This window comes from Opitutus sp. GAS368, assembly GCF_900104925.1.
Classification (GTDB): domain Bacteria; phylum Verrucomicrobiota; class Verrucomicrobiia; order Opitutales; family Opitutaceae; genus Lacunisphaera.
This window is the reverse complement of sequence record NZ_LT629735.1, coordinates 488,502-513,152: the sequence shown is the minus strand read 5'-3', so window position 1 is coordinate 513,152 and position 24,651 is coordinate 488,502. Positions and strand designations below refer to the sequence as shown.

Genomic DNA, 24,651 nt, shown 5'->3' with positions numbered 1-24,651 from the left:
AAGCTAGCCGAGCCAGGCCGCGATGGCGTCGACGATCTTGTCCTTGCTGGGGCGGTAAACGGCCTCGAGCTCGGGCGCGAAGGGCACGGGCAGGTCGAGCGCGGCGATGCGTAGCGGCGCGGCCTTGAGCGACCCGAAATGTTCCTCGGTCAGGCGGGCGACCAGCTCGGCGCCGAAACCATGGGTGCGGCGGCCCTCGTGGATGACCACGAGCCGGCCGGTGCGGGCCAGCGAGGCCTTGATGGCGTCGAGCTTCAACGGGGCGAGGGCGCGGAGATCGAAGAGGTCGAAGGTCTTCTCGTATTCGCCGGCGAGGTAGTCGCAGGCCTCGCCCGCCAGCAGGACCATCTCGCCGTAGGTGACGATGGTGGCGTGGTCGCCGGAGCGGAGCTTGGCCGGCACCCAGATCGAGCGATAATCCGGGTCCCACTTCACGGGATGCTTGCCGCGGCGGTAGAGCCCCTTGTGCTCAAAAAGAATGACCGGGTTGTCGTCCTCGTAGGCGGCGAGCAGGGCGTTGAAGGCGTCCTGCGGGTTGGACGGGTAGAGGGCCTTGAGGCCGGGGAAGGAGAGAAAGGCCGACTCGAGCTCCTGCGAGTGGAACGAGCCGAAGGTGAGGCCGCCGCCGCAGGGAAAGCGGAAGACCACGGGACATTTCTGCCCGGCGCGGAAGTGGTAGGTCGCGGCGTTGAGCACGATCTGCGTCGTGGCGTCGGTGGAGAAGTCGGCGAACTGGAACTCTTCGATCGGGCGGTGCGCGTTGGTGGCGAGGCCCAGCGCGTAGCCGGTGCTGGCGGATTCACAGAGCGGCGTGCTGAGGACCCGCGGCCGGCCGAAGTCCTCGACGAGGCCCTCGGTGACCTTGAACGCGCCGCCGTAGGCGCCGATGTCCTGACCCAACACGAGTGATTCGGGACACTCGGTAAGGATTTTGCGCAGGCCGAGGGTAAGGGCCTGCGCCAGCGTGACGTTTTGTGGCAACGCAGGCGTCGCCTGCCATGCGATCGGTGCGGCGGGCGGGGCGAAGACCTCTTCCAGCATGCCGTCCGGGCTGGCCGGGGGGAGGACCAGCGAGGCTTTGATGGTGGCCTCGGTGAAGGCGGCGACCTCGGCATCGATCGCATCGAGTTGGGTCCCGTGGCCGGCGGCGGCGAGTTTCGCGCGGAATTTCGGCAGCGGGTCCTGCGCCAGGATCGCCTCGGCCTCGCCGGGCTTCATGTAGTCGCAGGTGTCGTAGGCGGCGTGGCCGCGGAGCCGGAACGTGTGCGCTTCGATGAGGAGCGGGCGGCCGGTCGAGCGGGCGCGCTCGATGGCGGCGCCAAGCGTCTGCAGCACGTGCGCCGGGTCGCTGCAATCCATCGCAAAGCCTTCCATTCCGTAGCCTCTGGCGCGCTCGAAGAGGTTGGCCGAGACGAACTGTTCGCTGGTGGGGGTCGAGTAGGCGTATTGGTTGTTCTCGATGACGAAGACCACCGGCACGGAGAGCACGGCCGCGAGGTTCAGCGACTCGTGGATGTCACCGGTGCTGGACGAGCCGTCGCCGAAGAACGCGAAACCGACCGCCGGCCGGCCGAGGCGGCGCTGCGAGTCGGTGCCGCCGATGACGTTCGAGAGCATGATGCCGAGATGCGAGATCATCGGCAGGCTGCGGGCGGCGGGGTCACCGTGGTGGATGTTGCCCTCGCGGGCCTTGGTCGGGCTGCCGCTGTTGGCGAAATACTGGCAGAGGTGGTCGCCGAGGTGGCCGCTCCAGACGAGGTGGCCGCCCAGGCCGCGATGCGAGAAGGACACCACGTCGACGGCCTTGTCGGCCAGCAGCGCGAGCGGGACGATCAGCGCCTCGTTGCCCTGGCCGCCCGTGACGGTGCCCTTGATCAGGCCCTGCCGGAAGAGGTCGAGGATGCGGTTGTCGGCCATGCGGGCGAGTTGCATCCACGCGTAGGTGTGCAACAGGCTGTCGGGCTGGCCCAAGTCGGCAATCCGGATGTCCCGGCGGGTGAACCGACCCGGGGTGGAGGGGAAAGTCATTCCTCCGCAAGTTGCCGGCCGGCGGCGGCGGCTTCGAGGAAAAAAGTTCGGCCGCGGCCGGCCACCGCGGCGATTGATGCCTTTGGACTAGCGGGCTAACTGTATCGGGTGGAACGCGGCCTCCGGACGCGTTTCAGGATATGCGCATGGGAAAAACGCGTCCGGAGGCCGCGTTCCACCTTCAACGAATAAGGAAATCGCGCGCCCCGGAGAAATCCGCCGGCACCAACCCATGGCTGGCGGCGGGGGTCTGCAAGGTGACGTCGGCGCCGGCGCGGCGGAGCAGCTGGGCCAGGCGGCCCGGATGGTCGGCGGGCACGATGGGATCGACGGTGCCGGACGAGATGAACACGCGCTTGCCGCCCAGGCCGGGCAGCAGCTTTGGTTCGAGCACGACCATCGGCCGCAGGAGCACGGCGGCGCCGAGCGTTTCCGGGCGCAACAGCAGGAGCGTGGCGGCGATGTTCGCGCCGTTGGAGAAGCCGACGGCGGTGAGCGTGGTCAGGTCCAGGCGGTAGTGTTTCGCCGCCGCGGCGATGAAGTCGGCGAGCGCATGGGTGCGCCGCGTGATTTCGGCGGGGTCGAAGACGCCCTCAGCCAGCCGCGCGAAAAAGCGCCGGGCGCCGTGTTCGCTCACGTCGCCGCGCGGGCTCAACAGGGCCGAGCCCGGGGAGATTTTCTGTCCGAGCGGGATGAGGTCGTTTTCGTCGCCGCCCGTGCCGTGGAGCAGGAGCAGCGGCGGTGCGGACGGATCCGTGCCGGCTTCGAAACGGTGAAGATAGGAGAGGGAGGACATGTTAGTTGAGTTTGGGCAGCGCGGCCTCGATCTCGGCGCGATGCGGTTCAAGGTGCGGGGGCAGGCCAAGGGTCGTGCCGAGCTGGTCGAGCGGTTCGTCGATGGCGAAGCCCGGGCCGTCGGTGGCGATCTCGAAGAGCACGCCGGCCGGCTCACGATAGTAGATGGACTTGAAGTAGGCGCGATCGATGACCGGGCTGACATGCAGCCCGTCCTTGAGCAGGATGTCGCGCGCTGCGACCTCGGTGGCGGAATCCGGCACACGGAACGCGACGTGGTGAATCGTGCCGGCGCCGTTCAGACCGCGGGGCAGGGCGGGATCCGTTAGCAGGTCCACATAGGTGCCGGGGCCGCCGCGGCCGGCGGAGTAGCGGGCGCGATGTCCCGATTGGCCGGCGAGCTTGTAGCCCATGCTGCCGGTGAGCACTTGTTCGGTGGCGGCGGCGTCAGCGAGTGCCAGCGTCGAGCCGTGGAAACCGCGGATGGCGAACTCGGCGGGGACATCCTTCGCGGGAGTCGCGGGGCGCGCGTCCGCTTCGCTGGTGGCGACCAGTTCAAGGCGCAGGCCGTCGGGATCAGTGAGCGGCAGCACTTCGTCGGCGAAACGCTTTTCGACGGCTTGATATTTCACGCCGAGCTTCTCGAAGCGTTCCTGCCAGAAGGGCAGGGAGCCGGCCGGCACGGAGAAAGCCGTGGCGTAGGCCTGACCGGTGCCCGGACGACCGCGGCGCAGCCCGGCCCAAGGGAAGAAGGTCAGGATGGTGCCGGGCGAGGCGGCGTAGTCTCCGTAGTAGAGATGGTAGGTGCCCGGGTCGTCTTGGTTCACGGACTTCTTCACGAAGCGCAGCCCGAGGGCGCGGGTGTAGAAATCGAGATTCTGACGCGGGTCAGACGCGATGGCGGTGATGTGATGGAGTCCGGTAACTTGTGCGTTCATAAGCTTTGATGTTAAAATATAGATTAAGAAAAAGCAAATCAGCCGCGGAGACCGATCTTTTTGCAGAGTCGGCCGAGGTCGGAGAGTTCAGTGCCGGAAAGGGCGCTCATCTCGCGGGTCACGTTGGCGACGACCTTGGGGAAGAGCGCGGCGATGAAGGCCTCGCCCTTAGTCGTGAGCTTCACCACGACGAACCGGCGGTCGGCCGGATCGCGCTCGCGGCCGACATAGCCGGCCTTCTCCAGGTTATCCACCACCAGAGTGAGATTGCCGCCGCTCTTGAGTAGTTTCTCGGCGAGCTCGCTCTGGCAGAGCGGTCCGATGTGATGGAGCGCCTCGAGCACGCCGAACTGGGTGACGGTCAATCCTTCGGGCAGAACGGCGTGCACTCGGGCGGAAACGGACTCACCGGCACGCTGCAGTTTGATGAATGCATTGAGCGCATTGATCTCTTCGATTGTGCCGCGATGCCTCGTTCCCATGAAAATTACTTTGATGCGATATATTACTATGTCAAAGCAAATAATTGGAACTGCAATGTAGGAGCCTATTTACAGGCGATATTGATGTGCTTCAAGCAATTGCGTCTGATCGCCTGCAAGCAGACTCATACAACAGAAATCAAGCCTGATCGATTTTCTGAATCCGGGCGAGATGCCGGCCGCCTTCAAAAGCGGTTGAAAGCCAGACTTTGACGATCTTCAGCGCTTCTTCTTCGCTGACCGTGCGCTGACCGATCGAAAGACAGTTACCGTCGTTGTGCGAGCGATTCCAGATCGCGACCTGTTCGTTCCAACAGAGGCCGCAGCGCACGCCCTTCACGCGGTTCGCGACGATGGCCTCGCCGTTGCCCGAGCCGCCCAGCACAATGCCGCGCTCGACGTCACCCCGGGCGACCGCCTCGGCGACCGGCCGGATGAAGTCCGGGTAATCGCACGGCGCATCCGAGTTGGTGCCGCAGTCCTTCACGGTATGCCCCTCGGCGAGCAGCTGGGCCTTGATCTTCTCCTTGTAAGCAAAGCCGGCGTGATCGGAGCCGATGGCAATGGTGAATTTTTTCATAACGTCTTTAGGAAAACCGAACACGGTTGGGTTGCGACTGTCGTTATTCCGGCCACCTTTGCCTTCCGCAAACCAAAATCCCGCCATGCGCCCCCTGCTCCTCGCCGTATGTCTCGTTTCGGCCGCCCTGCTGGCGGCTTGTTCATCCACCCCCGACTCCCGCATCGCCCGGAGCCAGGCGGCCTTCAACCAATACCCCTCCGCCGTGCAGCAGAAGATCCGCGCCGGCGAAGTCGACGTCGGCTTCACGCCCGAAATGGTGCTCCTCGCCCTGGGCGAGCCGGCGCGGCAATTCACCCACCAGTCAGAGACGGGCACGGCCGAGATCTGGATCTATCATGACAACGGTCCGCGCTTCAGCTTTGGCATCGGCGTGGGCTCGTTCGGCCGCCACTCGGCCACCAGCGTCGGGGTGAGCTCTTCCACCGGCGGCTACGATCCCGAGGAGAAAATGCGCGTCGAGTTCCGCGACGGCAAGGTGACCGCCATCGAATACGTGAAGCGCTAGTTTAAGCATGTAGGGTCGGCGCTTGCGCCGACCTCGTGCAGGAGGTTGCCGCAAGCAGCGACCCTACAAATCAATCCGCGTCGATCACCCGCAGGAACGCCGCCGTGTCGGCGAAATTGGCGAATACGGCGGTGGGCGCATGCGCGGCCAGTTCGGCCACGCTGAAACGGCCGGTGGCCACGCCAATCGTCCGCGCCCCGATGACCTGACCGCACTCGATGTCGTGCGGGGTATCGCCGATGATGAAGGTGTTGGCGGGGTCGAACTCCACGGCATGGCGCTCCTTGGCGCGGCGCAGGGCGTGCGGGCCGAGATCGTTGCGCCGCGGGCTGTCGTCGGCGAAAGCGCCGAACTCAAAGTAGTGCCAGACTTTGTAGTGGGTGAGCTTGAACTCCGCGCCGCGGCGCAGGTTGCCGGTCAGCAGGCCCTGGGCGAGGTCCTGGCGGTGATGCAGTCTCTCCAGCAGTTCCAGCACGCCGGGCAGCACCTGGCCCTGTTTGCCGTCGCGCAGCTCCTGCGGCAGCAGCTCGAGGTAGGTCTCCAGGTAGTCGTGGGAGTTCTGCGGCGTATCGGGCAGGCCGACGTGCCGGAAAACCTCGCCGGTGATCCAGCTGTCCGTGCGGCCGGCCCAGTCGATCCGGCCGAGGTCACAAGTCACGCCGAAGCGCTTGGTGAGCGCCTTCTCCATGGCCCGCACGCCCGCGCCGTGCGAGACGATGATCGTGCCGTCAATGTCCCAGAGGATGAGTTTCTTCACGGATGTCGGGAGGGAATGCATCTGCGGGCGGGCGGCAAGCGCGATATGCCGCCGCGAGGGCCGTGGCCGGGCCGGCGCGGATGATTCCCTTCCATTCCGTTACGAAGTCCCCGTAACGGCCGCTGGTGAAATCCGTCAAAATGGATAACACTCAATCAAGGAATCCTATGAAAACACTCGTTTGCACCCTGGCCCTTGCGGCCGGATTTGTTCTCGCCGGTTGCTCCACTCCGGCAACCCGTATCAGCCAGAATCCGGCGGCGTTCGACCGGGCCACGCCGGAGCAACAGAGTCTCATCAAGCAAGGCAAGGTAGGCATCGGCTTTGACGAGAGTCTGGTCCAGCTGGCCTTGGGCGTGCCCGACCGCATCACCGACCGGACCTCGGTCCACGGCAAGACGGTCACCTGGCACTACGTGGATTACGAAACCGATGAGGGCATGCTTCTCTACCGCGGCTGGTATCATCGCGGATTCTGGGGCGGACCCTACGCCTATTACGCCGACTTTCCGAACCGCCGGGCGCGCGACCACTTCAAGGTCATGTTCAGTGAAGGCAAGGTGGTCTTGATCGAGGAGGAAAGGTAAGCGGCCGCAAGAAAGGCATCGCCCGCGAGAAAGGCGCCGGAAGGAGCCTGCGCCATCACGGTTACATGCCGTGGATGGCGCTTTTGCTGACGGCGAGGCCGGCTTCCTTGATCGCCTCGCTCATCGTGGGATGGGCGTGGATCGTGCGGCCGAGGTCCTCGGCGCTGCCGCCGTATTCCATGTGGGTGACGATTTCCGAGATAAGCTCGCCGGCGTTGGCGCCCAGGATCTGCGCGCCGAGGATCTTGTCCGTCTTGGCATCAGCGATGATCTTCACGTAGCCGTCCGTGGCATCGGCGGCGATGGCGCGGCCGTTGGCGGCGAAGTTGAACTTGCCGATGTTGACCGCGATGCCCTGGGCCTTGGCCGCATCCTCGCCGAGGCCGACGCTGGCGACCTCGGGGTGCGTGTAAACGATGGCGGGAACGAGATCCCAATTCACATGGCCGGCCTTGCCGGCGATCCACTCGGCGACGGCGGCGCCGTCCTCCTCGGCCTTGTGCGCGAGCATCGGGCCGGCGACGACGTCACCGATGGCCCAGATGTTCTTGGCGGTGGTGCGGAGATGGGTGTCCACCTTGACGCGCTTCTTCTCGTCGAGTTCGACGCCGGCCTTGTCGAGGCCGAGCGAATCGGTGTAGGGGCGGCGGCCGACGGCCACGAGGACCTTGTCGGCGGGGAAGGAGAGCTTCTCGGTGCCGCGCTCGGCCGTCAGGACACCCTTGGCGAAACCGGTGACCTTGGCGCCGACCTCGATCTTGAGGCCCTGCTTCTGCATGAGGCGCGTGAAATTGCGGACGATGTCGTCGTCGTAGGTGGCGATGATCTTCGGCAGGAACTCGACGACGGTCACGTCGGCGCCGAGGCGCGACCAGACCGAGCCCAGCTCGACGCCGATGACGCCGCCGCCGACCACGATGAGCTTCTTCGGCACCTCGGGAAACGCGATGGCGTGGTCGCTCGAGACGACGATCTTGCCGTCGAACTTCATGAACGGCAACTCGACCGGCGCGGAACCGGTGGCGATGACGATGTTCTTGGCCGTCACTTCGGTCACGCCCTTCTCGCCCTTGACGGCGACGGTGGTGGCGGAGGTGAAAGCGGCTTCGCCGGTGAGAACGGTGACCTTGCGGGCCTTGGCCAGCAGGGTCAGACCACCGGTGTTCTTGGCGACAACCTCGTCCTTGCGCTTCAGCATCGTCGGGAGGTCGATCTCGACCGAGCCGAGCTTGATGCCATGGGCGGCGGCGTGGATCTTGGCGAAGGCGACGTGTTCCGAGGAGTGGAGCAGGGCCTTGCTCGGGATGCAGCCGACGTTGAGGCAGGTGCCGCCGAGGGTGGCGCGTTTCTCGATGAGCGCGACCTTGAGGCCGAGCTGAGCGGCGCGGAAGGCGCACACGTAACCGCCGGGGCCGGCGCCGATGATGACGACATCGTAGGAGTCCATGGTTTGAATCGTTCTCGTTCTCTTACTCATTCTCTTTCTCGGGATCGTTCAGGAGAGAGAACGATCAGGAGAACGAGAAAGAGAACGATTTGGTTAGGCACCGATCAGGATGCGGGCGGGATCCTCGATGGCCTGCTTGACCTTGACGAGGAACGTGACGGCCTCCTTGCCGTCGACGAGGCGGTGGTCGTAGCTGAGGGCGAGATACATCATCGGGCGGATGACGACCTGGCCGTTGACAGCGACCGGGCGCTCGTTGATGGCGTGCAGCCCGAGGATGGCGCTCTGCGGGGCGTTGAGGATGGGGGTCGAGAGCATCGAGCCGAAGATGCCGCCGTTGGTGATGGTGAAGACGCCGCCCTCGAGGTCGGCGAGGGTGATCTTGCCGTCGCGGGCCTTCTTGGCGGCCTCGCCGATGGCCTTCTCGATGTCGGCCATGCCGAGCGTGTCGCAGTTGCGGATGACCGGGACCATGAGGCCCTTCTCGGTCGAGACCGCCATGCTGACGTCGAAGTAGTGGTTCTGGACGATGGTATCGCCGTCGATGCGGGCGTTGACGGCCGGCACTTCGCGGAGAGCGTGGACGACGGCCTTGGTGAAGAAGCTCATGAAGCCGAGCTTCACGCCGTTCTTCTTCACAAAGTCGTCCTGGTATTTTTTGCGCAGGTCCATGACCGCGGACATGTCGACCTCGTTGAAGGTCGTGAGCATGGCGGCCTCGTGCTGGGCGGAGACGAGGCGGCTGGCGATGGTCTGGCGCAGCTTGGTCATCTTCACGCGGGTCTGACGCTCGCCGGTCGCGACCGGGGCGGGGGCGGGCTTCGGCGCCGGCGCCGCGGCCGGAACAGGAGCGGGAGCGGCGGGTTTTTCGCCGACAGCGAGCATGTCACCCTTGGTGACACGGCCGGCCTTGCCGGAGCCGGCGACGGAAGCGGGATCGATGCCGGTTTCGGCGGCGATACGGCGGACGGCGGGGGATTGCTCAGCGGACTTGGCCGCGACCGGAGCGCCTTCCTTCGCCGAGGCTTCGGAGGGTGCTGTCGCAGGAGCGGCGACAGAAGCAGACTCATCGATTGAGGCCACAATTTGGCCGATCTTCACCTCGGTGCCAGCGGTGACCTTGAAGGTGATCTTGCCGGCGACCTCGGCGGTGCCCTCGGAGGTGATCTTGTCCGTCTCGAGTTCGAAGAGCGGCTGGTCTTTCTTGACGACGGCACCATCGGCGACGTGCCACTTGGACAACACGCCGGACGTGATGGATTCGCCCATCGGGGGGATTTTGACTTCAATGGCCATGGGGATGAGGGGGAAGTGCAGGAGGGGCTTTACGCCCCGATGGGATTGGTGCCGCGCCCGGGTCGGGGCGTAAAGCCCCTCCTACAGGCAAGCAGGGAGTTTGGTTTTAGAGGGAAAAGGCTTTCTTGAGGAAGGTGGCGAGCTGCATGCGGTGCAGCGCGAGCAGGCCGACGGCCGGCGAGGCGGCGGCCTCGCGGCCGGCATAGATCGCCTTGCGACCGAAGAGTTCCTCGAGGTGCGGGGCGATGTAGGTCCACGCGCCCATGTTCTGCGGCTCCTCCTGGCACCAGATGAGGCGGGCGTCGCGGCCGTAGTCATCGGCCAGCTCCGCCAGACGGTCGCGATGCAGCGGGTAGAGCTGCTCGACGCGGATGATGGCGGTGTTCTCGACCTGGTTCTTTTCGCGGTAGTCGATGAGGTCGTAGTAGACCTTGCCGGAGCAGAGGATGAGGCGGTCGCATTTTTTGGACTCGATCGGGTCGTCGATGATCTCCTGGAAGCCGCCGGTGGTGAAGTCGGCGAGCCTCGACACCGCGCCCGGGTGGCGCAGCAGGGACTTGGGCGACATGATGACGAGCGGCTTCTTGAACTCGCGCTTCATCTGACGGCGCAGGACGTGGAAGAGCTGCGCGGGCGTGGTGAGGTTGGCGACCTGGATGTTGTTCTCGGCGCAGGACTGCAGGAAGCGCTCGAGGCGGGCCGACGAGTGCTCCGGGCCCTGGCCCTCGTAGCCGTGTGGCAGGAGCAGCGTGATGCCGCTGGTGCGCTGCCACTTCGACTCGCCGGCGGCGATGAACTGGTCGAGGACGACCTGGGCGCCGTTGGCGAAGTCGCCGAACTGCGCCTCCCAGATGCAGAGCATGTCCGGGTAGTCGAGGGAATAGCCGTAGTCGAAGCCGAGCACGGCGGCCTCGGAGAGCAGCGAGTTGTAGACGCAGAACTTCGCCTGCTGGTCGGAGATCGTGTTAAGGGCGGTGAATTTTGCGTCGGTGTCGGTGTCGTTGAAGACGGCGTGACGGTGCGTGAACGTGCCGCGCTCGCTGTCCTGGCCGCTGAGGCGGATCGGCGAGCCGTCGAGCAGCAGCGTGCCGAAGGCCAGCGCCTCGCCCATGCCCCAGTCGTAGGGGCCGCCGTGCTTGTGCGCCTCGGCGCGGCCGTCGATGAAGCGCTTGATCTTGGCGTGGACCTTGAAGTCGGCCGGCACGGTGGTGAGCGCCTTCACGACCTGGTCGAGCGTGGCCGCGCTGACGGCGGTCGTGACCGGCGCGTGCGTGTAGGCCGGCTGGAAGACGGCGGTCGAGCCCTTGAACGGGTCGGTCGCGACGGTGTCGGCGGCGGCCGCGGCCTTGCGCTTCTCGGCCTTGGCGGCCTCGCGGGTCTTGGCCTTGACCAGGTTGTCGTCGAGCGCCCCGGAATACTCCGTCCGGATCGCGTCGCCCTCGGCCGGCGTGATGGAGCCCTCGGCGACGAGCTGCTTGGTGTAGATGGCGGAGACCAGCTCGTGGGCGGCGATCTTTTTGTAGAGCGTGGGCTGCGTGAAGGACGGCTCGTCGGTCTCGTTGTGGCCGTGCTTCCGGTAGCAATACATGTCGATGAACACGTCGCGCTTGAACTTCACGCGGAAGTCCACCGCGAGCTGCGCGACCATGCACACGGCCTCGGGATCGTCGCCGTTGACGTGGAAGATCGGGGCCTCGACCAGCTTCGCGATGTCCGTGCAGTAGCGCGTCGAGCGCGAGTCGGACGGGTCGGTGGTGAAGCCGATCTGGTTGTTGATGACGAAGTGGACGGTGCCGCCGGTGCGGTAGCCGGGGAGCTGGGAGAAGTTGAGCGTCTCGGCCACGATGCCCTGGCCGGCGACAGCGGCGTCGCCGTGGATGAGCACGGGCATGACCTTGCGACGCTCCTTGCTGTCGCCGCGGATGCGCTGGCGGGCGCGGGCCTTGCCCTCGACGACGGGGTTGACGATCTCGAGGTGCGACGGGTTGGCGGCGAGGCGGACCTCGACCTTCGCGCCGGTGGTGGTCGTGAGGATGGACTCGTAGCCGAGGTGATACTTCACGTCGCCGTCGCCCGCGACCGTGTCGGGGATGTAGTTCTCGGAGAACTGCTCGAAGAGCTGGTCGAAGGACTTGCGCAGGATGCTGCAGAGGACGTTCAGGCGGCCGCGGTGGGCCATGCCCATGACGATCTCCTCGATGCCCGACTCGGGACAGTGGTCGATGATGGCGTCGAGCGCCGCGATGGTCGTCTCGCCGCCCTCGAGGGAGAAGCGCTTTTGGCCGACGTATTTCGTGTGGAGGAATTTCTCGAACAGCTCGGCCTTGTGGACCCGGCGGAGGATGCGGACCTTGAGCGGCTTGGTGAACTTCGGCTGGAGGCGGGTGGACTCGATGCGTTCCTGGAGCCAGCGGCGGGCGTCCTGGTCCTGGATGTGGGCGTATTCCACGCCGACGTGGCCGCAGTAAATCTGGTGCAGCGCGGCGAGGATGTCGCGGAGCTTCATCTGGCCGCCACCGGCGAAATTGCTGACGTCGAAGACCGTGTCGAGGTCGGCGTCGGACAGGCGGAAGTGGCTCAGGGCCAGCTTGGGAGAGGGCGGGGGCGCGTCGCTGAGCGGGTCGAGGTGCGACTGGATGTGGCCGATGGCGCGGTAGGCGTTGATCAGGTAATAGACGCCGGCTTGCTTGGAGGCGTCGATGACCGCGCCGGACGGGGCGCTGGTCGGGGCCTGCCCGTTGCTGCCCAGCGCGAAGCCCTGGAAGAACGCGCGCCACGTCGGGTCGACGGAGTCGGGATTGTCGAGCCAGCGCTGGTAGTATTCCTCGATCACGCCGGCATTGGCGCGTTCGGATACGGTGACGGGATTCATGGAAATAATGGTTGAAGAGTCGTCGGGGGATGACGGCTTGCCTATCACGCGGGGTAATAGTAAGCGTGGGACATGAATGGGAGCATCGGCGGTCCGCAGAGACAAGGTGATTCAGGCCCAGAGGGCGGAGATGAAAGGGGAATAACGCCGGCCCAAACCACTGTGTAAGATAATTTAATTCCACACCCTAAAATGACCGAGACCAAAATCAAAGCAGCGCTTATCCAGCTCCATGCTGGGATTAAGAATTCTGATGGGCCGGCCATCTCCGCCGCCCTGACGGAGATCGAGGCCCTCCACTCGGCGCACCGGGCGGAACTGCACCCGCAGCTCGAGCATTTCCTGTCCGGCCGCAGCTACGCCAAGGCATTGGCTTATCTGGGCGGGGTTGATCAGCTGTCGGCCAAGCCGGCGTCGCCGCCTGGAGGTTGTGGGAGAGGGGGTAAGGCGTGAGCTTTGCATTTTGTAGGAGCCTGCTTGCAGGCGATGATGTTGAATCGCCTGCAAGCAGGCTCCTACACTAGCCTTGTTGGAGGGCCCGTCTCCTGACGGGCCGCGGCCCACGGGGACGCGGGCCCTCCACGAAACACCCCAACATGAGTTCCTCCGACAAGATTTCCACCGACGGCGGCCAATCACTTGGCTCCAATCCGTTCGCCAGCCTGAATCCAACCGGATTGCCCTCGAAGCCCGTTGCGCCAATCGCCAATCCGCAATCCGAGGTCCGCAATCAAAAGAACCGCGGCCGGGTCGACTTAAAGCGCACCACGGCCGGGCGCGGCGGCAAGACCGTGACGCTCGTCACCGGCTTCGTCGGCATCGGCCTGCCCGAAAAGGAGTCGCTCGCGAAGAAGATGCGCAACGCCTGCGGCTGCGGCGGCACGGTGAAGGACGGCGACATCGAGATCCAGGGCGACCAGCGCGAGAAAATTGCCGCGATCCTGACCGAGGCCGGCTTCCGGCCGGTGTTCGCGGGAGGCTGACTAAGAAACCCACACCGGATGCGTCATCGTTCCTATGAATAAGACCATGCTCACTCTCGCGTCCTTTGTATTGGTGGGCGCGGTGTTAGCTGATATCAGGGTTTATGTGCCGAAGGAGAGCGGAGACAGTGACATCGGTTTCGCTGATGCGACCGATGCCATGGCACATGCCTTCGCTACGGTCGATAGATTTGAGATTTACGAGGGCTGGCCGCGCGTAACCGTGAACGCCAAGAACATTCTGACCAGCCAACCGCAGGACGCACCGCCGCTTGAAATCGATGGCGAGTTATTCTACCAGCAGGCGCAGAAGCCGGCTGAGGGTGATGTGCTAACCTTGCGACGTCTAACGGGAGTCAAGTTATTGCGGCCGTGGCATGGAGTGAAACTTTGTGGCGGTTTCCATGCCGACTTTGCGGTGCGCTTCGAGTTGGAGGACGATATTTATAGCATCCTTTTCTGCTTTGGCTGCCATGAGGCGCGTTTAGTGCGGGCGCAAAGCGCCCGCAGTATGAAGCAAACAAAAGCGGATTTCAGGCTGACCACTGATCTTGCACCGGAACTATTCAACGAGTTGAGAGCGCTGCTGCTCAAATACCGGAAGCACGATCTCGTTCGGTCCTGAGGAATCAGGCCGCCAGCCCCGCTGCCAGCGCCAGCGCGGCTTTCGCGCGGTTCATGATGTAGAGGTGGTAGCCGGGGGCGCCGTGTGCGACGAGGTCGCGGATCTGCGTGACGGCCCACTCGTTGCCGACCGACTCGACGATCTCGGGCGCCTCGCCGGCGGCCTCGAGGCGCTTGGTGAGTTTGTGGGGCAGCGTGGCGCCGCACATCTCGGTGAAGCGCTTGATCTGCTTCAGCGACAGCACGGGCATGATGCCCGGCACGATCGGCACCCGGATGCCGCGGGCGCGGCACTTTTCCACAAAGCGGTAATAGACGGCGTTGTCGAAGAAGAGCTGCGTCGTGATGAACGCCGCGCCGGCGTCGACCTTGCGCTTCAGGTTGTCCAAATCGATCTCGAGCGACGGAGCCTCGGGATGTTTTTCCGGGTAGCCGCCGACACCGAGGCAGAAGTCCGCGTGGCGTGCCTTGAGCAAGGCGACGAGGTCGCTGCCGTAACGCAGGCCGTCCTGGTAGGGCACGAACTCGGTCTGGCCCTTCGGCGGGTCGCCACGGAGGGTCATGATGTTGCGGTAGCCACCGGCATGGAGCTGGTCGGCGACGCCGTTCAGCTCCTCGCGGGTGTGGCCGACGCAGGTGAGATGGGGCATGACCGTGAAGCCGATTTCGGTGCGCAGCAGCCGGCTGACCTGGGCGGTGCGTTCGCGCGTGCTGCCGCCGGCGCCATAGGTGACCGACACGAAGTCGGGCGCGATGCGCTTCAGGGCCAGGGCCGTCTGGCGCAGCGTCTCGACGCCGGCGTCATCCTTGGGCGGGAAAAACTCCAGCGAGCGCAGCGGGCGCTGCTGCACGAAGAGCTCGGAGATGGGCCGGTCGGCGGTCATTCAGCAATCAATGCATCCGAATTCGATGATACGTGTAAAGCCCCGATTGCGTCTTACTTGGCCGGCCCGGCCGGGACCGTGGCCTCGAGGATTATATGTGTCTCGGTCTCGGCCACGGGCTTGAGCGTGAAATACGGCGCCCGCCACCGCGCATGGGCCTGCATGAAGCTCGCGCTTGCGCCGGTCTTGCCGAGCACGAGGTAGCGCAGGCCGGACTTCCGCCAGCGCTGGGCGACTTCCTCGGGCTTGAGTTTCTCGTCGAACAGCCAGGCGACCTCGGGGCTCCACAGCGGCGCGACCTCCGTGCTGATCGCGGCGAAAACCCGCGGCAGGCCTGCGTGGTCGGAGAGAATCCGGCGCCGCTCGGGCAGGGGCTGGACCTTGGCGAGCAGGGCGGCGTTGACGTTGCGGACGACGGTGGGGAATTGCGCCACCGCGCCCGGCCATTCGCGCGGGGCGATGCGGTAGGGATTTTCCGGGAGCACCAGGGTCTTGGGCAGCGATTCAAGGAGCACCAGGGCGACGCCGGCGGCCGCATACCGGGCCGCGGCGGGATGCTGCACCCAGAACGCCAGGCCGTAGCTCGCGACGACCGCAAGCAGCGCGAATGCGGGACTGAGCACACGGAGCGAGTAGAACAGCCCGCCCGCCGTGTAGAAAACCGAGACAAACCAAAGCGCAAGCGAGAGGACCACGAAGACGGCCACGATCCGCGCCTCGCGCAGGCGTTGGACGAGCAGCATGACCAGCGCGACCAGTCCGGCGACAGCCGGCAACGCCCACAACAGCAGGTAGCGGCCGAGGTCCTGCCAGCTGGCGATTGTGCCCAGCGCCAGGCTGGACGGGCCGCGCAAGGTGTCGTTCCAAGCCGTGAAGACCGGGTTTGCCTTGAAAAGACCGAGGATGTTCAGGCTGTAGACCGGATTGCCCGTCAACAGCCACACGCGCAGCGGCCAGGCAAGGGCCGCCGGCAGCGCCACCGCGGCGAGCAGCCACGCCTGCCGGCGCGGGGCCCGCAGCCACACCGTGGCGGCCACCGCGACGACCGGAAAGATGGCGCCGTATTCGCGCGTGCTGGCCGCGACGATGGCAAACAGACCCGCGAGCACGACCCAGCGGTTGCCGTTGTCGTCGCGCAGATGCGACAAACTCCAGACGAGGCCCGTCACGGCGAAGGCGGTCAGGCCCGTCTCCTGGCCCATGAGGACGGACCACGTCAGCAGCGGGCAAGCCGCAGCGAGCAACACCGCGCGGCGGGCGACGACTTCGCCGCCCCAGCGGCTGGCCAGCCGCCAGATGAGCTCGTGGACCGCGAGCAATTGCAGCGCGACGACCGGCGTGGTCCACAGCGCCTGGTTGCTGCCGCCGCACGCATAGGCCCAGGCGTAGAGGCTGGCGACGCCCGGCGGGATGCTCTCGGCCCAGAAGTAACGGACAAAATCCCCGCCACTGCGCGGTGGGTAAAAATCCAGCGAGCCGAACTGCAGCATCTGCTCGGCCAGCCAGCTCCAGCGGAACGTGACATCCGGTCCGTTCAGCGGCTGGAAACCGAGCCGGTAGGCGACGATCAGCCAGAACGCGGCGTAGAGTGGCAGCCACGCGCCCATCTGTTCGAAGCAGGCAAAGGACGAGCTGATCTGCGTGGTGCTTGGGCGCGCCGGCACGAGCCGGGCGAGCAGCGCCACGAGGCCGAGCCCGGCGGCGAGCGTGACCAGCGAGATGGCGGCGCCGGTCCACGCGAAAACCAGCACGACAACATACAACGTGGCGGCGGAAGTGGCGAAGGCCGCGGCCAGCGACCACGGCAGGCGCAGCGCGCGCAGCAGCATCGAGCCAGGCAGCAGCAAGCCGCCCATCAAGAGTGCCAGTCGCAGCGGGATCTCGAGGTAGGCGGGCAGGTGCATGCGGAGCCGGTCAGTTCGCCGCGGCGGCCTCGCGGGCCTTTTCCGTCTTCAACCGCAACTGGCCGCACGCCGCGTCGATGGCGTGACCCTTCTCGCGCCGCAGCGTCACCGACACGCCGCCCCGGTCGAGCACCTGGGCGAATTTCTCCTGCCGCGTGAGGCTCGGGCGCTTCCACGGCAGGCCCTCGACGGTGTTGTAGGGGATGAGATTCACGTGGGCGTGCAGGTCGTAGGCGATGTCGCGGAGCTTCCCGGCCTGATCGAGCGAGTCGTTGATATCCTCGATGAGGATGAACTCGAGCGTCACCATGCGGCCGTGCTTTTCGGAAAACTCGCGGATGGCGGGGATGAGTTCCTTGAGCGGCCACTTCTTGTTGATCGGCATGATCTGCTCGCGGACCTCGTCGGTGGCGCCGTGCAGGCTGATGGCAAGGCGGATGCCCAGCGGCTCGTCGGCGAGCTGCTTGATCTTCGGCACGAGGCCGGAGGTGGAGAGCGTGATGCGGCGCGCGCCGAAGCCGAGGCCCCACTCGGCGTTGAGGATGGTGAGGGCGCGCAGGATGGCATCGTAATTGTGCAGCGGCTCGCCCATGCCCATGACCACGAGGTTGTCGAAGGAGACGAGCTCGGCGTGGGCACGCGGCGTGCGGTCGTCCTCCTGCCGGCAGACCTGGATGAGCTGGTGGACGATCTCGCCGGCGGAGAGGTTGCGCTTGAGGCCTTCGAGGCCGGAGGCGCAGAACTTGCAGCCCATGGCGCAGCCGACCTGGGTGGAGATGCAGATCGTCTTGCGGGAATTCTCCTGGCCGACGCCAAGCTGGGGGGCGCGGATGATGACGGTCTCGATGAGGGACTTGTCGCCGAGCTCGAGCAGGAGCTTGTCGGTGACGTCCTCGGATTGCTTGGTCAGGACGAACTTGGTCGGCTCGAGCTCGAAGGTGGCGGCCAGCCAGGTGCGAAACGGGCGGGAAAGGTCGGTCATCTCCTCCCAGGTCTTGACGCGCTTCTTGTAGAGCCAGGTCAGGACCTGGCGCGCGCGGAATGCCGGGTGACCGTGCTCCTTGAGCAGCGCGGTGAGCGAGTCGAGGGTTTCGCCATAGATCGTGGGCCGGGCGGGCGTGTAGCGCATAAAAGCTGGAACGTGGGGGCGGCGGACGGAAAGGGGAGGAAATACGGGCCGAAAAGTCGGCGTTGCGGTCGGACTCTCAACCCTCAACCCTCAACTTTCAACCAATCTGATGAACCTCATCCACCGGCATATCTTCGCGAACGTCGTCCTGACGTGCGCTGCCGCCGTGGGGTTGTTTACCTTCGTGCTGATGCTCGGCAACGCCGTGAACGACCTGATGCCGCACATTATCGCCGGGCAGCTGGGGCTGGAGACGATGGTCTACCTGTTCGCGCTGATGGTGCCGGTCATGTTTTCCTATGCCCTGCCCATGGGCATGCTGACGGGGGTGCTGCTGGTGTTGGGGCGGATGTCCTCGGACCGCGAGATCACGGCGCTGCGGGCTTCCGGAGTGAGCGTGGCCTGGCTTTCGGCGCCCATCCTTTTTTCCGCGCTGCTGGGGGTGGGGGCCACGCTGGCGATCAATTTCGAGTTCATGCCGCGGGCCAAGGTGGCTTATGAGACACTGCTGGCGCAGGCCGTGGGACAGAATCCGCTCAGCTTCATCATCCCCAAGACCTTCATCCGGGATTTTCCCGACCGGATCGTCTATGTGGGCGACAAGCAGGGGGACCTGCTCAAGGACATCTGGATCTGGAATCTCGACAAACAGAAGCGGGTGATCAACTCCGGCCGGGCCACCACGGGCTGGATCCGCTTTGACGAGGCCAACAGCAAGCTGGTGCTCAGTCTCGACTACCTGCAGGCGGAGACCCATGACCGCCAGGATCCGGAAGACCCGGCGAAAGTTCGCAGCGGAGGGGCCACCGACCATGCCACCTTCGACCTGTCGCTGGGCAAGCTGACCGGCCGGCCGACGGTCAACGTGAAGGCGAAGTGGCTGACCTTTTCCCAGCTGATCGGAGAATGGCGGCGGCTGAAACAGCCCGACCCGACGGTGCCGGGGGACCAGCGCGTCAAACAACTGATGCGCGTCCAGGTCACCATCCACGAGAAGTTCGCCGCGGCGTTTTCGGTGCTCTCCTTCGCCCTCATCGCGATTCCGCTCGGCATCAGGGTCTCGCGCAAGGAGACCTCGGCCAATCTTGGCCTGGCCCTCACGCTGGCCATGGCGTATTATTTCGGGACCATCATGGTCGGCTGGGTGGACGGGCACCCGGCGCTGCGGCCCGACCTGCTGATGTGGCTGCCCAACCTCGGCTTCCAGGCGCTGGGTTTCTGGATGTTCTACAAGGTCGACCGGTCCTAGAAGGGCCGGCCCAGGCGGCGGTCAGTTTGAAAGAAAGTCCTTCACCTGATTAAGGGCGTTCTCGAACCGATCCAAGTCGGCCCGGGAAAGCACGTGGGTGAGGGTGGGGTGCCGGCTGTCCGAGATGATGAATTTCACTCCCGGCCCGGCCAACAGGATGATTGTGGCGGGATCGCTGGTGCCGCGTTCCTTCAGCGAACCGACTTCCGTCCAAGCATCGGCCTGGGCCTGCCGCGCCTTCTGCCAGAGCGCGAACAGGTCGGCGTATTCCTCCTTGTTGAAAGCAAAGGAAATCCGGGTCTGCGCGGCGATGCCGAGCAGACCGGTTTTGTTTTGCCCGCCCTTGTCCGGATCGTGATACGTCACCACGTCCAGCTTCTGCCCGGCGTCGGGAAAACTCGACACGGTCGTGAGCTGGCCCTTGGCCGGCAGGGGAGCGGGGAGCAGGATGAAGCCGAACGCCACCGCCAGGATCCACGTCAAGCCCGGCAGCCGCGTATGAGGTTTGAGCAGCATGTTCGTTCGGGGTTGAAGGATTTGTGCCCGCAAGGTCGGCCGCGGACAAGGGCAAAGCCGGGCGGTTCAGACCGGCGGCCCTTGCACGGCGAGCAAGCCGGAGCGGCCGTCGATGGAGCCCTGCTGCAGTTCGCAGGCGGGGATGCTGGCGCGCTGCGCCAGCAACTGCCGCGCGGCTTCCTCCAGTGACACCACGCCGACGCCGGCACCCGGGAGCGCGGCGAGCAATTGCCGGAAAATCCCGCGCCGGCCCAGGCCCTCGATCTCGGCGTGCAGCGTGAAGACATTGAGCGCATCCGGCCGGAGCAGGGACAGCAGGTGCGGCACGATGCGATCATCCGGAAATTCGGGGCGGCCCATCAGCTCGTCCACCGTGGGCAGGGTGGAGGGAATTTCCAGCGTGGCGAAGGTGCGGTCCCCGATGCGGGGAAAGAACGGGGCGGTGCCGCGGGTGTCGCTGGCGTAGAGCAGGCCGGCGCGGTCATAGGCGGCCCGGCTGTTGGCGTTGGCCTGCCAGCCGGCGGCGCCGGCCGTCACGGCCTCGGTGCCGAAGATACGCCGGAACTCCGTGCGCGCGGCCTCGAACTCGGCCGACACGGCCCCGGGGCTCATGGTATGGACGTAATCCTGCCAGCGGTAGTGGCTGTAGCAATGGATGCCGGTTTCGAAGCCGGCATCCCGCACGCTCCGGATCATGGCTTCGTTGCGCCGGCCGATGTGCGGGGCGGGCAGCAGCGTGCCGTTGAGCAGCGTGCGCACGCCGTAGAGTTCGACGATGCTAGTGCGCCCGACCTTTTTCAAAAAGCCCGGCCGGAAAACGCGCGTGATGGCGCGGCCCGTCTGGTCCGGCCCGAGCGAGAACAGGAACGTGGCCGGGACGCCCGCGGCCCCGAGGTCCGCCAGCAGGTTCGGCACGCCGAGCCGTGTGCCGCGGTCGGTGTCGACGTCGATCTTGAGGGCGAGCCGGAGGGCCATCAGGGATGCACCGCGCTCACTCGAGCGAGTAATCCTTGTGCGCGAGGTGGTAGTCGAGCGTCAGGCGGATGGCCGTCTTCAGGTCGACCTTGGGATTCCAGCCGAGCTGTTTCTTCGCGTGGGCGATCGAGGGCACGCGTTTCTGGATGTCCTGGTAATACTTGCCGAAATACTTGCCGGAGGAAACCTTGATGACCTTCGCGTTGGCGGCGTGCTCGCGGTATTCCGGATAGTGCTTGAAGGCGGCGATGATGTATTTCGCCAGCTGCGCCACGCTCACGTCGTTCCGCGGGTTGCCGAGGTTGAAGATCTGGCGCGAGGCCCGGCCGTTCTTGTTCTCGATGATGCGCAGGAGCGCGTCGATGCCGTCGTCGATGAAGGTGAAGGAGCGGCTTTGCTTGCCGCCGTCGACGAGCTGGATGGGCTTCTGGTAAATGACGTTCGAGATGAACTGCGTGAAGAGCCGCGAGCTGCCTTCCTTCTGCTCGAAGACGTTGTCGAGCTTCGGCCCGATCCAGTTGAAGGGGCGGAAGAGCGTGTAGTCGATGTTGTCGCGCACGCCGTAGGCGTAGATGACGCGGTCGAGGAGCTGCTTCGAGCAGGCGTAGATCCAGCGCTGCTTGTCGATCGGGCCGTAGACCATGTTGGTGGTCTCCTCGTTCAGCTCGCGGTCGGGCGACATGCCGTAGACCTCGGAGGTGGAGGGGAAGAGGATGCGCTTCTTGTATTTCGCGCACAGGCGGACGACGGCGAGGTTCGACTCGAAATCGAGCTCGAAGACGCGGAGCGGGTCCTTGACGTATTGCGCCGGGTTGGCGATGGCGACGAGCGGGATGACGGCGTCGCACTTCTTGACGTGATACTCGATCCACTCGTGGGAGATCATGACGTCGCCCTCGACGAACTTGAAGCGCGGGTGGCCGAGCGAGTCGCCCAGCTTGTGGTCGCCGACGTCCATGCCGTAGACCTCCCAATCCTTCTTCTTGAGGATCGCATGGGTGAGGGAGCTGCCGATGAAACCGTTGGCGCCGAGGATGAGGACTTTGAGTGGCATGGGATGGGTGGGTTAAAGTATCTGACCGGTTTGGAGCGCGGGGGCAAGTCCGCGCCATTCGGTGCGGGTGAATTCCAGCGCGCCGTCCCCGGTCGCGACGACCAGCGGGGCAACGGACAGGATCTCGCCGGGGCGGCCGTGCCGGCCGCGGGCCGCCGGGGAATCCGGCTCGGCCCACCAGAGCATGAGGCGCACGCCATTCACCTCGGTGAAGGCCCCGGGATACGGGTCGGTGACGGCGCGGACGAGGTTGAAGATCTGGCGGGAGGTCTGGGTCCAGACCACGCGACCGTCCTCGGGCGTGCGGCCGCCGAAGTAGGTGGCCTGCGACTCATCCTGCGGCGTTTCGGGCGCCGTGCCGGCGAGGAGTGCGTCGATCTGCCGCGCCAGCACGATCCGGGCGCAGGGAAGGACCTTCCGGAAGGCCTGCTCGGCGGTGTCGCGCGGGCCGATCGCAACACCCTCCTGGTCGACGATGGCGCCGGCGTCGGCGCTCTTGACCATCCGGTGCAGCGTCATGCCGATGCGCGGCTCACCGTGGAGGACGGCCCAGTTGATCGGGGCGCGGCCGCGGTATTTGGGCAGGAGGGAGCCGTGCATGTTCCAGGGACCGAGTCGCGGCAGGGCGAGAATCTTGGTCCCGATCATGTGCCGGTAATAGACCGACAGGATCAGGTCAGGCTGCAGCGCGGCGATGCGCTCGCGCCATTCGGGCGTGTTGACGCCGGCGGGGGTGAAGACCGGGATGACTTTCTCCTTCGCGGCGCCGGCGGGGGTCTTGAACCAGATTTTCTCGTGGGGGTTGTCTTCGTGCGTGATGAGCGCGACCACATTGTCGCCGCGTTCCAGCAGCAGGGAGAGGCACTCGTAGCCGACTTCGCTGTAGCCGAAGAAGAGTATCCGGGGTTTGCTCACGCCGCGGTTTCCAACACTTCCTTCACATGATACCGCTGGCGGGCGCGGACGACCTGGTAGGTGCGGCCGACGTACTCGCCGATCAGACCGATGCCGATCATCGCCACGCTAAGCAGGAAAAAGAGGATGCCGAAAAGGGTGAACACGCCGAACGTCTCGCGGTCGAGATCGAGCAGGAACCGCCGGTAGAACAGCAGCGCGACGAGCGCGAGGCTGCCTGCGGCGCTCAGCATCGAGAACATCGTGAAGTACTGCAGCGGTGCGATGGAGAAGCCGGTGATGAGGTCGAAGTTCAGCCGGATAAGGCTGTAGAAGGAGTAGTTCGAGACGCCGGCGTGCCGCTCCTCGTGCTTGACGCCGACCTCGCCGGGCTTGCTGGAGAAGCTGTAAGCAAGGGCGGGGATGAAGGTGTTGATGGCGCCGCTGCGCACGATGGCATCGGTGACCGCCCGGGAATAGGCGCGGAGCATGCAACCCTGGTCGGTCATCTGGATGCTGGTGGTCTTTTCGCGGACGAAGTTGATCACCTTGGAGGCATAGGTGCGGAAGAGGGAATCCTGCCGGTTCAGCCGGTAGCCGCCCACGTAGTCGTGGCCGGCGGCGATCTTTTCCAGCAGCTTCGGGATCTCCTCGGGCGGGTTTTGCAGATCGGCGTCGAGCGTGATGACGGTGGCGCCGCGCACGCGCTCGAACGCGGCCATGATCGCCATGTGCTGGCCGTAGTTGGCGTTGAAATCGATGACCCGGGTCACGTCCGGCCGGGCGGCGTGCTGGGCCTGGAGCAGCGCGAAGGAGCGGTCGCCGCTGCCGTCGTTCGTGAAGATGACCTCATAGGAGCGGCCGAGCCCGTCGAGCACCGGGTAGAGGCGGGCGAACAGCACGGGCAGGTTGAGTTCCTCGTTGTAGACGGGAATCACCACCGAGAGTTGGACGGAAGGGGCGGCGCTCATGATTTCCGGTGTTGTTTGAGCAAGGCGGTGAGTTCGGTGGCGACGCGGGCGACATCGGCGCCGGTCATCGCGGGGAACAGGGGCAGCGTGAGGATGTTGCGGCCGGCGTATTCGGCGTGCGGGTAATCGCCCGCCTTCCAGCCCAGCCGCTGGTAGAGCGTGAAGAGATGGATCGCGGGATAATGCACCCCGGTGCCGATGCCGGCCGCGTGCAGCCGGGCCATCACGTCGGCGCGTTTCACGGAGAGCCGCTCCTCGGGGAGCACGACTTGGAACATGTGCCAGTTGCTCTGGGTGAAGTCCGCGACGGGCAGACCGAGGCCGAGCGCGCGGGCCCCGAGCGCCTCGAACTGGGCAAAGTAGGCGCGCGCCAGCTCACGCCGCCGGGCGGTGAACAGGTCGAGGTGCGGCAGCTGGCCGAGGCCGACGCGCGCGGCGACGTCGGTGAGGTTGTATTTTCCGCCGACCAACGCGACGTCCATGCCGTCATGGCCGGAGCGGACGACACCCTGCAGGCGGTATTGCTCGGCGAGCTTCGCCTCGGCCTCGTTGTTCAGCACGAGGCAGCCGCCCTCGATGGTGGTGATGTTCTTGTTCGCGTGAAAACTGAAGGAAACGAAGTCACCGAACGCGCCGATGCGCCGGCCGGCCCACGTGCTGCCGAACGACTGGGCGGCGTCCTCGACGACGCGCAGATTGTGCTTTTTCGCGAGGGCGTGGAGCCGGTCGCGATCCACCGGCAGGCCGGCGAGGTCGACCGGGATGATGGCGCGGGTCGCCGGGGTGATCGCCGCCTCGACCAGGACCAGGTCGAGGCTACGCGTGACGGGATCGATGTCGACGAACACCGGCTTGGCGCCGACATCGAGGACGATGTTGCTGGTCGCGACCCAGGTCAGCGGCGTGGTAATGACCTCGTGGCCGGGGCCGATGCCGGCGATCCGCAGGGCGATCTCCATCGTGCAGGTGCCGGAGTTGAAGGCGCGCACCGGCCGACCGCCGCAATACTCGGAAAGCTTCGCCTCGAAGGCCTTCACCTGGGGACCGGACGTGATCCAGCCGGAACGGAGCACCTCGGCCACGCCGGCGATGGTCTCGTCGTCGATGGTCGGGCGGGTGAAGGGAAGGAAGGGGGCGGTGACTGGCGGGTTCAAAGTGGGGACAGAAGGGGCGGGCAT

The 24,651-nt window shown here is 65.5% G+C and carries 24 protein-coding genes; 6 read left to right on the top strand and 18 right to left on the bottom strand.

Features of this window, described 5'->3' with window-relative positions; genetic code table 11:
* Positions 1-3: 3 nt before the first annotated feature.
* From BLU29_RS02220 to rpiB, 5 genes are all read right to left on the bottom strand, one after another.
* Positions 4-2,028 carry an alpha-ketoacid dehydrogenase subunit alpha/beta gene (locus BLU29_RS02220; protein WP_091054948.1) on the bottom strand — a complete coding sequence of 675 codons (2,025 nt, stop codon included), beginning with the start codon at positions 2,026-2,028 and terminating at the stop codon, positions 4-6.
* Between the two features lie 181 nt (positions 2,029-2,209).
* Positions 2,210-2,824, bottom strand: a complete 615-nt coding sequence (locus tag BLU29_RS02215) for an alpha/beta hydrolase (RefSeq protein WP_091054947.1) — start codon at positions 2,822-2,824, stop codon at positions 2,210-2,212.
* 1 nt (position 2,825) lies between these two features.
* Positions 2,826-3,761 carry a ring-cleaving dioxygenase gene (locus BLU29_RS02210; RefSeq protein WP_091054946.1) on the bottom strand — a complete coding sequence of 312 codons (936 nt, stop codon included), beginning with the start codon at positions 3,759-3,761 and terminating at the stop codon, positions 2,826-2,828.
* A gap of 38 nt (positions 3,762-3,799) precedes the next feature.
* Complete coding sequence (locus BLU29_RS02205; protein WP_091054945.1) at positions 3,800-4,243, bottom strand: MarR family transcriptional regulator; 444 nt, start codon at positions 4,241-4,243, stop codon at positions 3,800-3,802.
* A 139-nt stretch (positions 4,244-4,382) separates the two neighbouring features.
* Entirely contained in the window at positions 4,383-4,823 is a 441-nt protein-coding gene (rpiB, locus tag BLU29_RS02200; RefSeq protein ID WP_091054944.1) for a ribose 5-phosphate isomerase B, read from the bottom strand.
* 85 nt (positions 4,824-4,908) lie between these two features.
* On the opposite strand from rpiB, the gene BLU29_RS02195 reads away from it, so the two are divergent.
* Positions 4,909-5,331, top strand: coding sequence for a hypothetical protein (locus BLU29_RS02195; protein WP_091054943.1), 423 nt, complete (start codon positions 4,909-4,911; stop codon positions 5,329-5,331).
* Positions 5,332-5,401: 70 nt separating this feature from the next.
* Here BLU29_RS02195 and BLU29_RS02190 read toward each other — a convergent pair whose 3' ends face one another.
* Positions 5,402-6,088 (bottom strand): HAD family hydrolase, encoded by a 687-nt coding sequence (locus BLU29_RS02190; protein ID WP_091060846.1) that lies wholly within the window; start codon positions 6,086-6,088, stop codon positions 5,402-5,404.
* Positions 6,089-6,255: 167 nt separating this feature from the next.
* On the opposite strand from BLU29_RS02190, the gene BLU29_RS02185 reads away from it, so the two are divergent.
* Positions 6,256-6,675 carry a hypothetical protein gene (locus BLU29_RS02185; protein ID WP_091054942.1) on the top strand — a complete coding sequence of 140 codons (420 nt, stop codon included), beginning with the start codon at positions 6,256-6,258 and terminating at the stop codon, positions 6,673-6,675.
* 61 nt (positions 6,676-6,736) lie between these two features.
* Here BLU29_RS02185 and lpdA read toward each other — a convergent pair whose 3' ends face one another.
* The 3 genes from lpdA to BLU29_RS02170 form a co-directional block, all read right to left on the bottom strand.
* A complete protein-coding gene (gene lpdA / locus BLU29_RS02180) occupies positions 6,737-8,122 on the bottom strand; it encodes a dihydrolipoyl dehydrogenase (protein WP_091054941.1) in 1,386 nt (461 codons plus the stop codon).
* Positions 8,123-8,215: 93 nt separating this feature from the next.
* Positions 8,216-9,418, bottom strand: a complete 1,203-nt coding sequence (gene odhB, locus BLU29_RS02175; protein WP_091054940.1) for a 2-oxoglutarate dehydrogenase complex dihydrolipoyllysine-residue succinyltransferase — start codon at positions 9,416-9,418, stop codon at positions 8,216-8,218.
* A gap of 106 nt (positions 9,419-9,524) precedes the next feature.
* Positions 9,525-12,290: a 2-oxoglutarate dehydrogenase E1 component gene (locus BLU29_RS02170; protein WP_091054939.1), complete on the bottom strand. Its 2,766-nt coding sequence runs from the start codon at positions 12,288-12,290 to the stop codon at positions 9,525-9,527.
* Between the two features lie 192 nt (positions 12,291-12,482).
* On the opposite strand from BLU29_RS02170, the gene BLU29_RS02165 reads away from it, so the two are divergent.
* The 3 genes from BLU29_RS02165 (at position 12,483) to BLU29_RS02155 (ending at position 13,898) form a co-directional block, all read left to right on the top strand.
* Positions 12,483-12,743 (top strand): hypothetical protein, encoded by a 261-nt coding sequence (locus tag BLU29_RS02165; protein ID WP_197677750.1) that lies wholly within the window; start codon positions 12,483-12,485, stop codon positions 12,741-12,743.
* Positions 12,744-12,886: 143 nt separating this feature from the next.
* Complete coding sequence (locus BLU29_RS02160) at positions 12,887-13,273, top strand: translation initiation factor (RefSeq protein WP_091054938.1); 387 nt, start codon at positions 12,887-12,889, stop codon at positions 13,271-13,273.
* A 34-nt stretch (positions 13,274-13,307) separates the two neighbouring features.
* Positions 13,308-13,898: a hypothetical protein gene (locus BLU29_RS02155; RefSeq protein ID WP_091054937.1), complete on the top strand. Its 591-nt coding sequence runs from the start codon at positions 13,308-13,310 to the stop codon at positions 13,896-13,898.
* A 4-nt stretch (positions 13,899-13,902) separates the two neighbouring features.
* Here BLU29_RS02155 and metF read toward each other — a convergent pair whose 3' ends face one another.
* From metF to rlmN, 3 genes are read right to left on the bottom strand one after another with little or no spacing between them, the layout of a single operon-like run.
* Positions 13,903-14,781, bottom strand: coding sequence for a methylenetetrahydrofolate reductase [NAD(P)H] (gene metF / locus BLU29_RS02150; protein WP_091054936.1), 879 nt, complete (start codon positions 14,779-14,781; stop codon positions 13,903-13,905).
* A 53-nt stretch (positions 14,782-14,834) separates the two neighbouring features.
* Complete coding sequence (locus BLU29_RS02145; RefSeq protein ID WP_091054935.1) at positions 14,835-16,685, bottom strand: glycosyltransferase family 39 protein; 1,851 nt, start codon at positions 16,683-16,685, stop codon at positions 14,835-14,837.
* A 10-nt stretch (positions 16,686-16,695) separates the two neighbouring features.
* Complete coding sequence (rlmN, locus tag BLU29_RS02140; protein WP_091054934.1) at positions 16,696-17,814, bottom strand: 23S rRNA (adenine(2503)-C(2))-methyltransferase RlmN; 1,119 nt, start codon at positions 17,812-17,814, stop codon at positions 16,696-16,698.
* Between the two features lie 109 nt (positions 17,815-17,923).
* Here rlmN and BLU29_RS02135 point away from each other — a divergent pair, with 109 nt between their 5' ends.
* The gene (locus tag BLU29_RS02135) at positions 17,924-19,063 is read left to right on the top strand and encodes an LptF/LptG family permease (protein ID WP_091054933.1); all 1,140 of its coding nucleotides are present in this window, start codon (positions 17,924-17,926) and stop codon (positions 19,061-19,063) included.
* 21 nt (positions 19,064-19,084) lie between these two features.
* Here BLU29_RS02135 and BLU29_RS02130 read toward each other — a convergent pair whose 3' ends face one another.
* From BLU29_RS02130 to BLU29_RS02105, 6 genes are all read right to left on the bottom strand, one after another.
* On the bottom strand, positions 19,085-19,579 hold the full coding sequence (locus BLU29_RS02130; RefSeq protein ID WP_091054932.1) for a hypothetical protein: 495 nt from the start codon (positions 19,577-19,579) through the stop codon (positions 19,085-19,087).
* A gap of 66 nt (positions 19,580-19,645) precedes the next feature.
* A complete protein-coding gene (locus BLU29_RS18730) occupies positions 19,646-20,554 on the bottom strand; it encodes a polysaccharide deacetylase family protein (RefSeq protein WP_091054931.1) in 909 nt (302 codons plus the stop codon).
* A 16-nt stretch (positions 20,555-20,570) separates the two neighbouring features.
* Positions 20,571-21,608 (bottom strand): bifunctional UDP-4-keto-pentose/UDP-xylose synthase, encoded by a 1,038-nt coding sequence (locus BLU29_RS02120; protein ID WP_091054930.1) that lies wholly within the window; start codon positions 21,606-21,608, stop codon positions 20,571-20,573.
* 12 nt (positions 21,609-21,620) lie between these two features.
* Positions 21,621-22,523 carry a formyltransferase gene (locus BLU29_RS02115; RefSeq protein WP_091054929.1) on the bottom strand — a complete coding sequence of 301 codons (903 nt, stop codon included), beginning with the start codon at positions 22,521-22,523 and terminating at the stop codon, positions 21,621-21,623.
* On the bottom strand, positions 22,520-23,473 hold the full coding sequence (locus BLU29_RS02110) for a glycosyltransferase (protein WP_091054928.1): 954 nt from the start codon (positions 23,471-23,473) through the stop codon (positions 22,520-22,522). The genes BLU29_RS02115 and BLU29_RS02110 overlap by 4 nt, the downstream gene beginning before the upstream one ends.
* Positions 23,470-24,651 carry a DegT/DnrJ/EryC1/StrS aminotransferase family protein gene (locus BLU29_RS02105; RefSeq protein ID WP_091054927.1) on the bottom strand — a complete coding sequence of 394 codons (1,182 nt, stop codon included), beginning with the start codon at positions 24,649-24,651 and terminating at the stop codon, positions 23,470-23,472. Before BLU29_RS02105 ends, BLU29_RS02110 begins: the two co-directional genes overlap by 4 nt.

Coding starts and splice junctions, on each gene's coding strand:
- BLU29_RS02220 (WP_091054948.1), bottom strand. CDS start 2,028: ATGACTTTCCCCTCCACCCCGGGTCGGTTCACCCGCCGGGACATCCGG.
- BLU29_RS18730 (WP_091054931.1), bottom strand. CDS start 20,554: ATGGCCCTCCGGCTCGCCCTCAAGATCGACGTCGACACCGACCGCGGC.
- BLU29_RS02120 (WP_091054930.1), bottom strand. CDS start 21,608: ATGCCACTCAAAGTCCTCATCCTCGGCGCCAACGGTTTCATCGGCAGC.
- BLU29_RS02110 (WP_091054928.1), bottom strand. CDS start 23,473: ATGAGCGCCGCCCCTTCCGTCCAACTCTCGGTGGTGATTCCCGTCTAC.
- rlmN (WP_091054934.1), bottom strand. CDS start 17,814: ATGCGCTACACGCCCGCCCGGCCCACGATCTATGGCGAAACCCTCGAC.
- odhB (WP_091054940.1), bottom strand. CDS start 9,418: ATGGCCATTGAAGTCAAAATCCCCCCGATGGGCGAATCCATCACGTCC.
- BLU29_RS02130 (WP_091054932.1), bottom strand. CDS start 19,579: ATGCTGCTCAAACCTCATACGCGGCTGCCGGGCTTGACGTGGATCCTG.
- BLU29_RS02160 (WP_091054938.1), top strand. CDS start 12,887: ATGAGTTCCTCCGACAAGATTTCCACCGACGGCGGCCAATCACTTGGC.
- BLU29_RS02195 (WP_091054943.1), top strand. CDS start 4,909: ATGCGCCCCCTGCTCCTCGCCGTATGTCTCGTTTCGGCCGCCCTGCTG.
- BLU29_RS02135 (WP_091054933.1), top strand. CDS start 17,924: ATGAACCTCATCCACCGGCATATCTTCGCGAACGTCGTCCTGACGTGC.
- BLU29_RS02210 (WP_091054946.1), bottom strand. CDS start 3,761: ATGAACGCACAAGTTACCGGACTCCATCACATCACCGCCATCGCGTCT.
- metF (WP_091054936.1), bottom strand. CDS start 14,781: ATGACCGCCGACCGGCCCATCTCCGAGCTCTTCGTGCAGCAGCGCCCG.
- BLU29_RS02185 (WP_091054942.1), top strand. CDS start 6,256: ATGAAAACACTCGTTTGCACCCTGGCCCTTGCGGCCGGATTTGTTCTC.
- BLU29_RS02165 (WP_197677750.1), top strand. CDS start 12,483: ATGACCGAGACCAAAATCAAAGCAGCGCTTATCCAGCTCCATGCTGGG.
- lpdA (WP_091054941.1), bottom strand. CDS start 8,122: ATGGACTCCTACGATGTCGTCATCATCGGCGCCGGCCCCGGCGGTTAC.
- BLU29_RS02155 (WP_091054937.1), top strand. CDS start 13,308: ATGAATAAGACCATGCTCACTCTCGCGTCCTTTGTATTGGTGGGCGCG.
- BLU29_RS02145 (WP_091054935.1), bottom strand. CDS start 16,685: ATGCACCTGCCCGCCTACCTCGAGATCCCGCTGCGACTGGCACTCTTG.
- BLU29_RS02105 (WP_091054927.1), bottom strand. CDS start 24,651: ATGCCCGCCCCTTCTGTCCCCACTTTGAACCCGCCAGTCACCGCCCCC.
- rpiB (WP_091054944.1), bottom strand. CDS start 4,823: ATGAAAAAATTCACCATTGCCATCGGCTCCGATCACGCCGGCTTTGCT.
- BLU29_RS02215 (WP_091054947.1), bottom strand. CDS start 2,824: ATGTCCTCCCTCTCCTATCTTCACCGTTTCGAAGCCGGCACGGATCCG.
- BLU29_RS02205 (WP_091054945.1), bottom strand. CDS start 4,243: ATGGGAACGAGGCATCGCGGCACAATCGAAGAGATCAATGCGCTCAAT.
- BLU29_RS02170 (WP_091054939.1), bottom strand. CDS start 12,290: ATGAATCCCGTCACCGTATCCGAACGCGCCAATGCCGGCGTGATCGAG.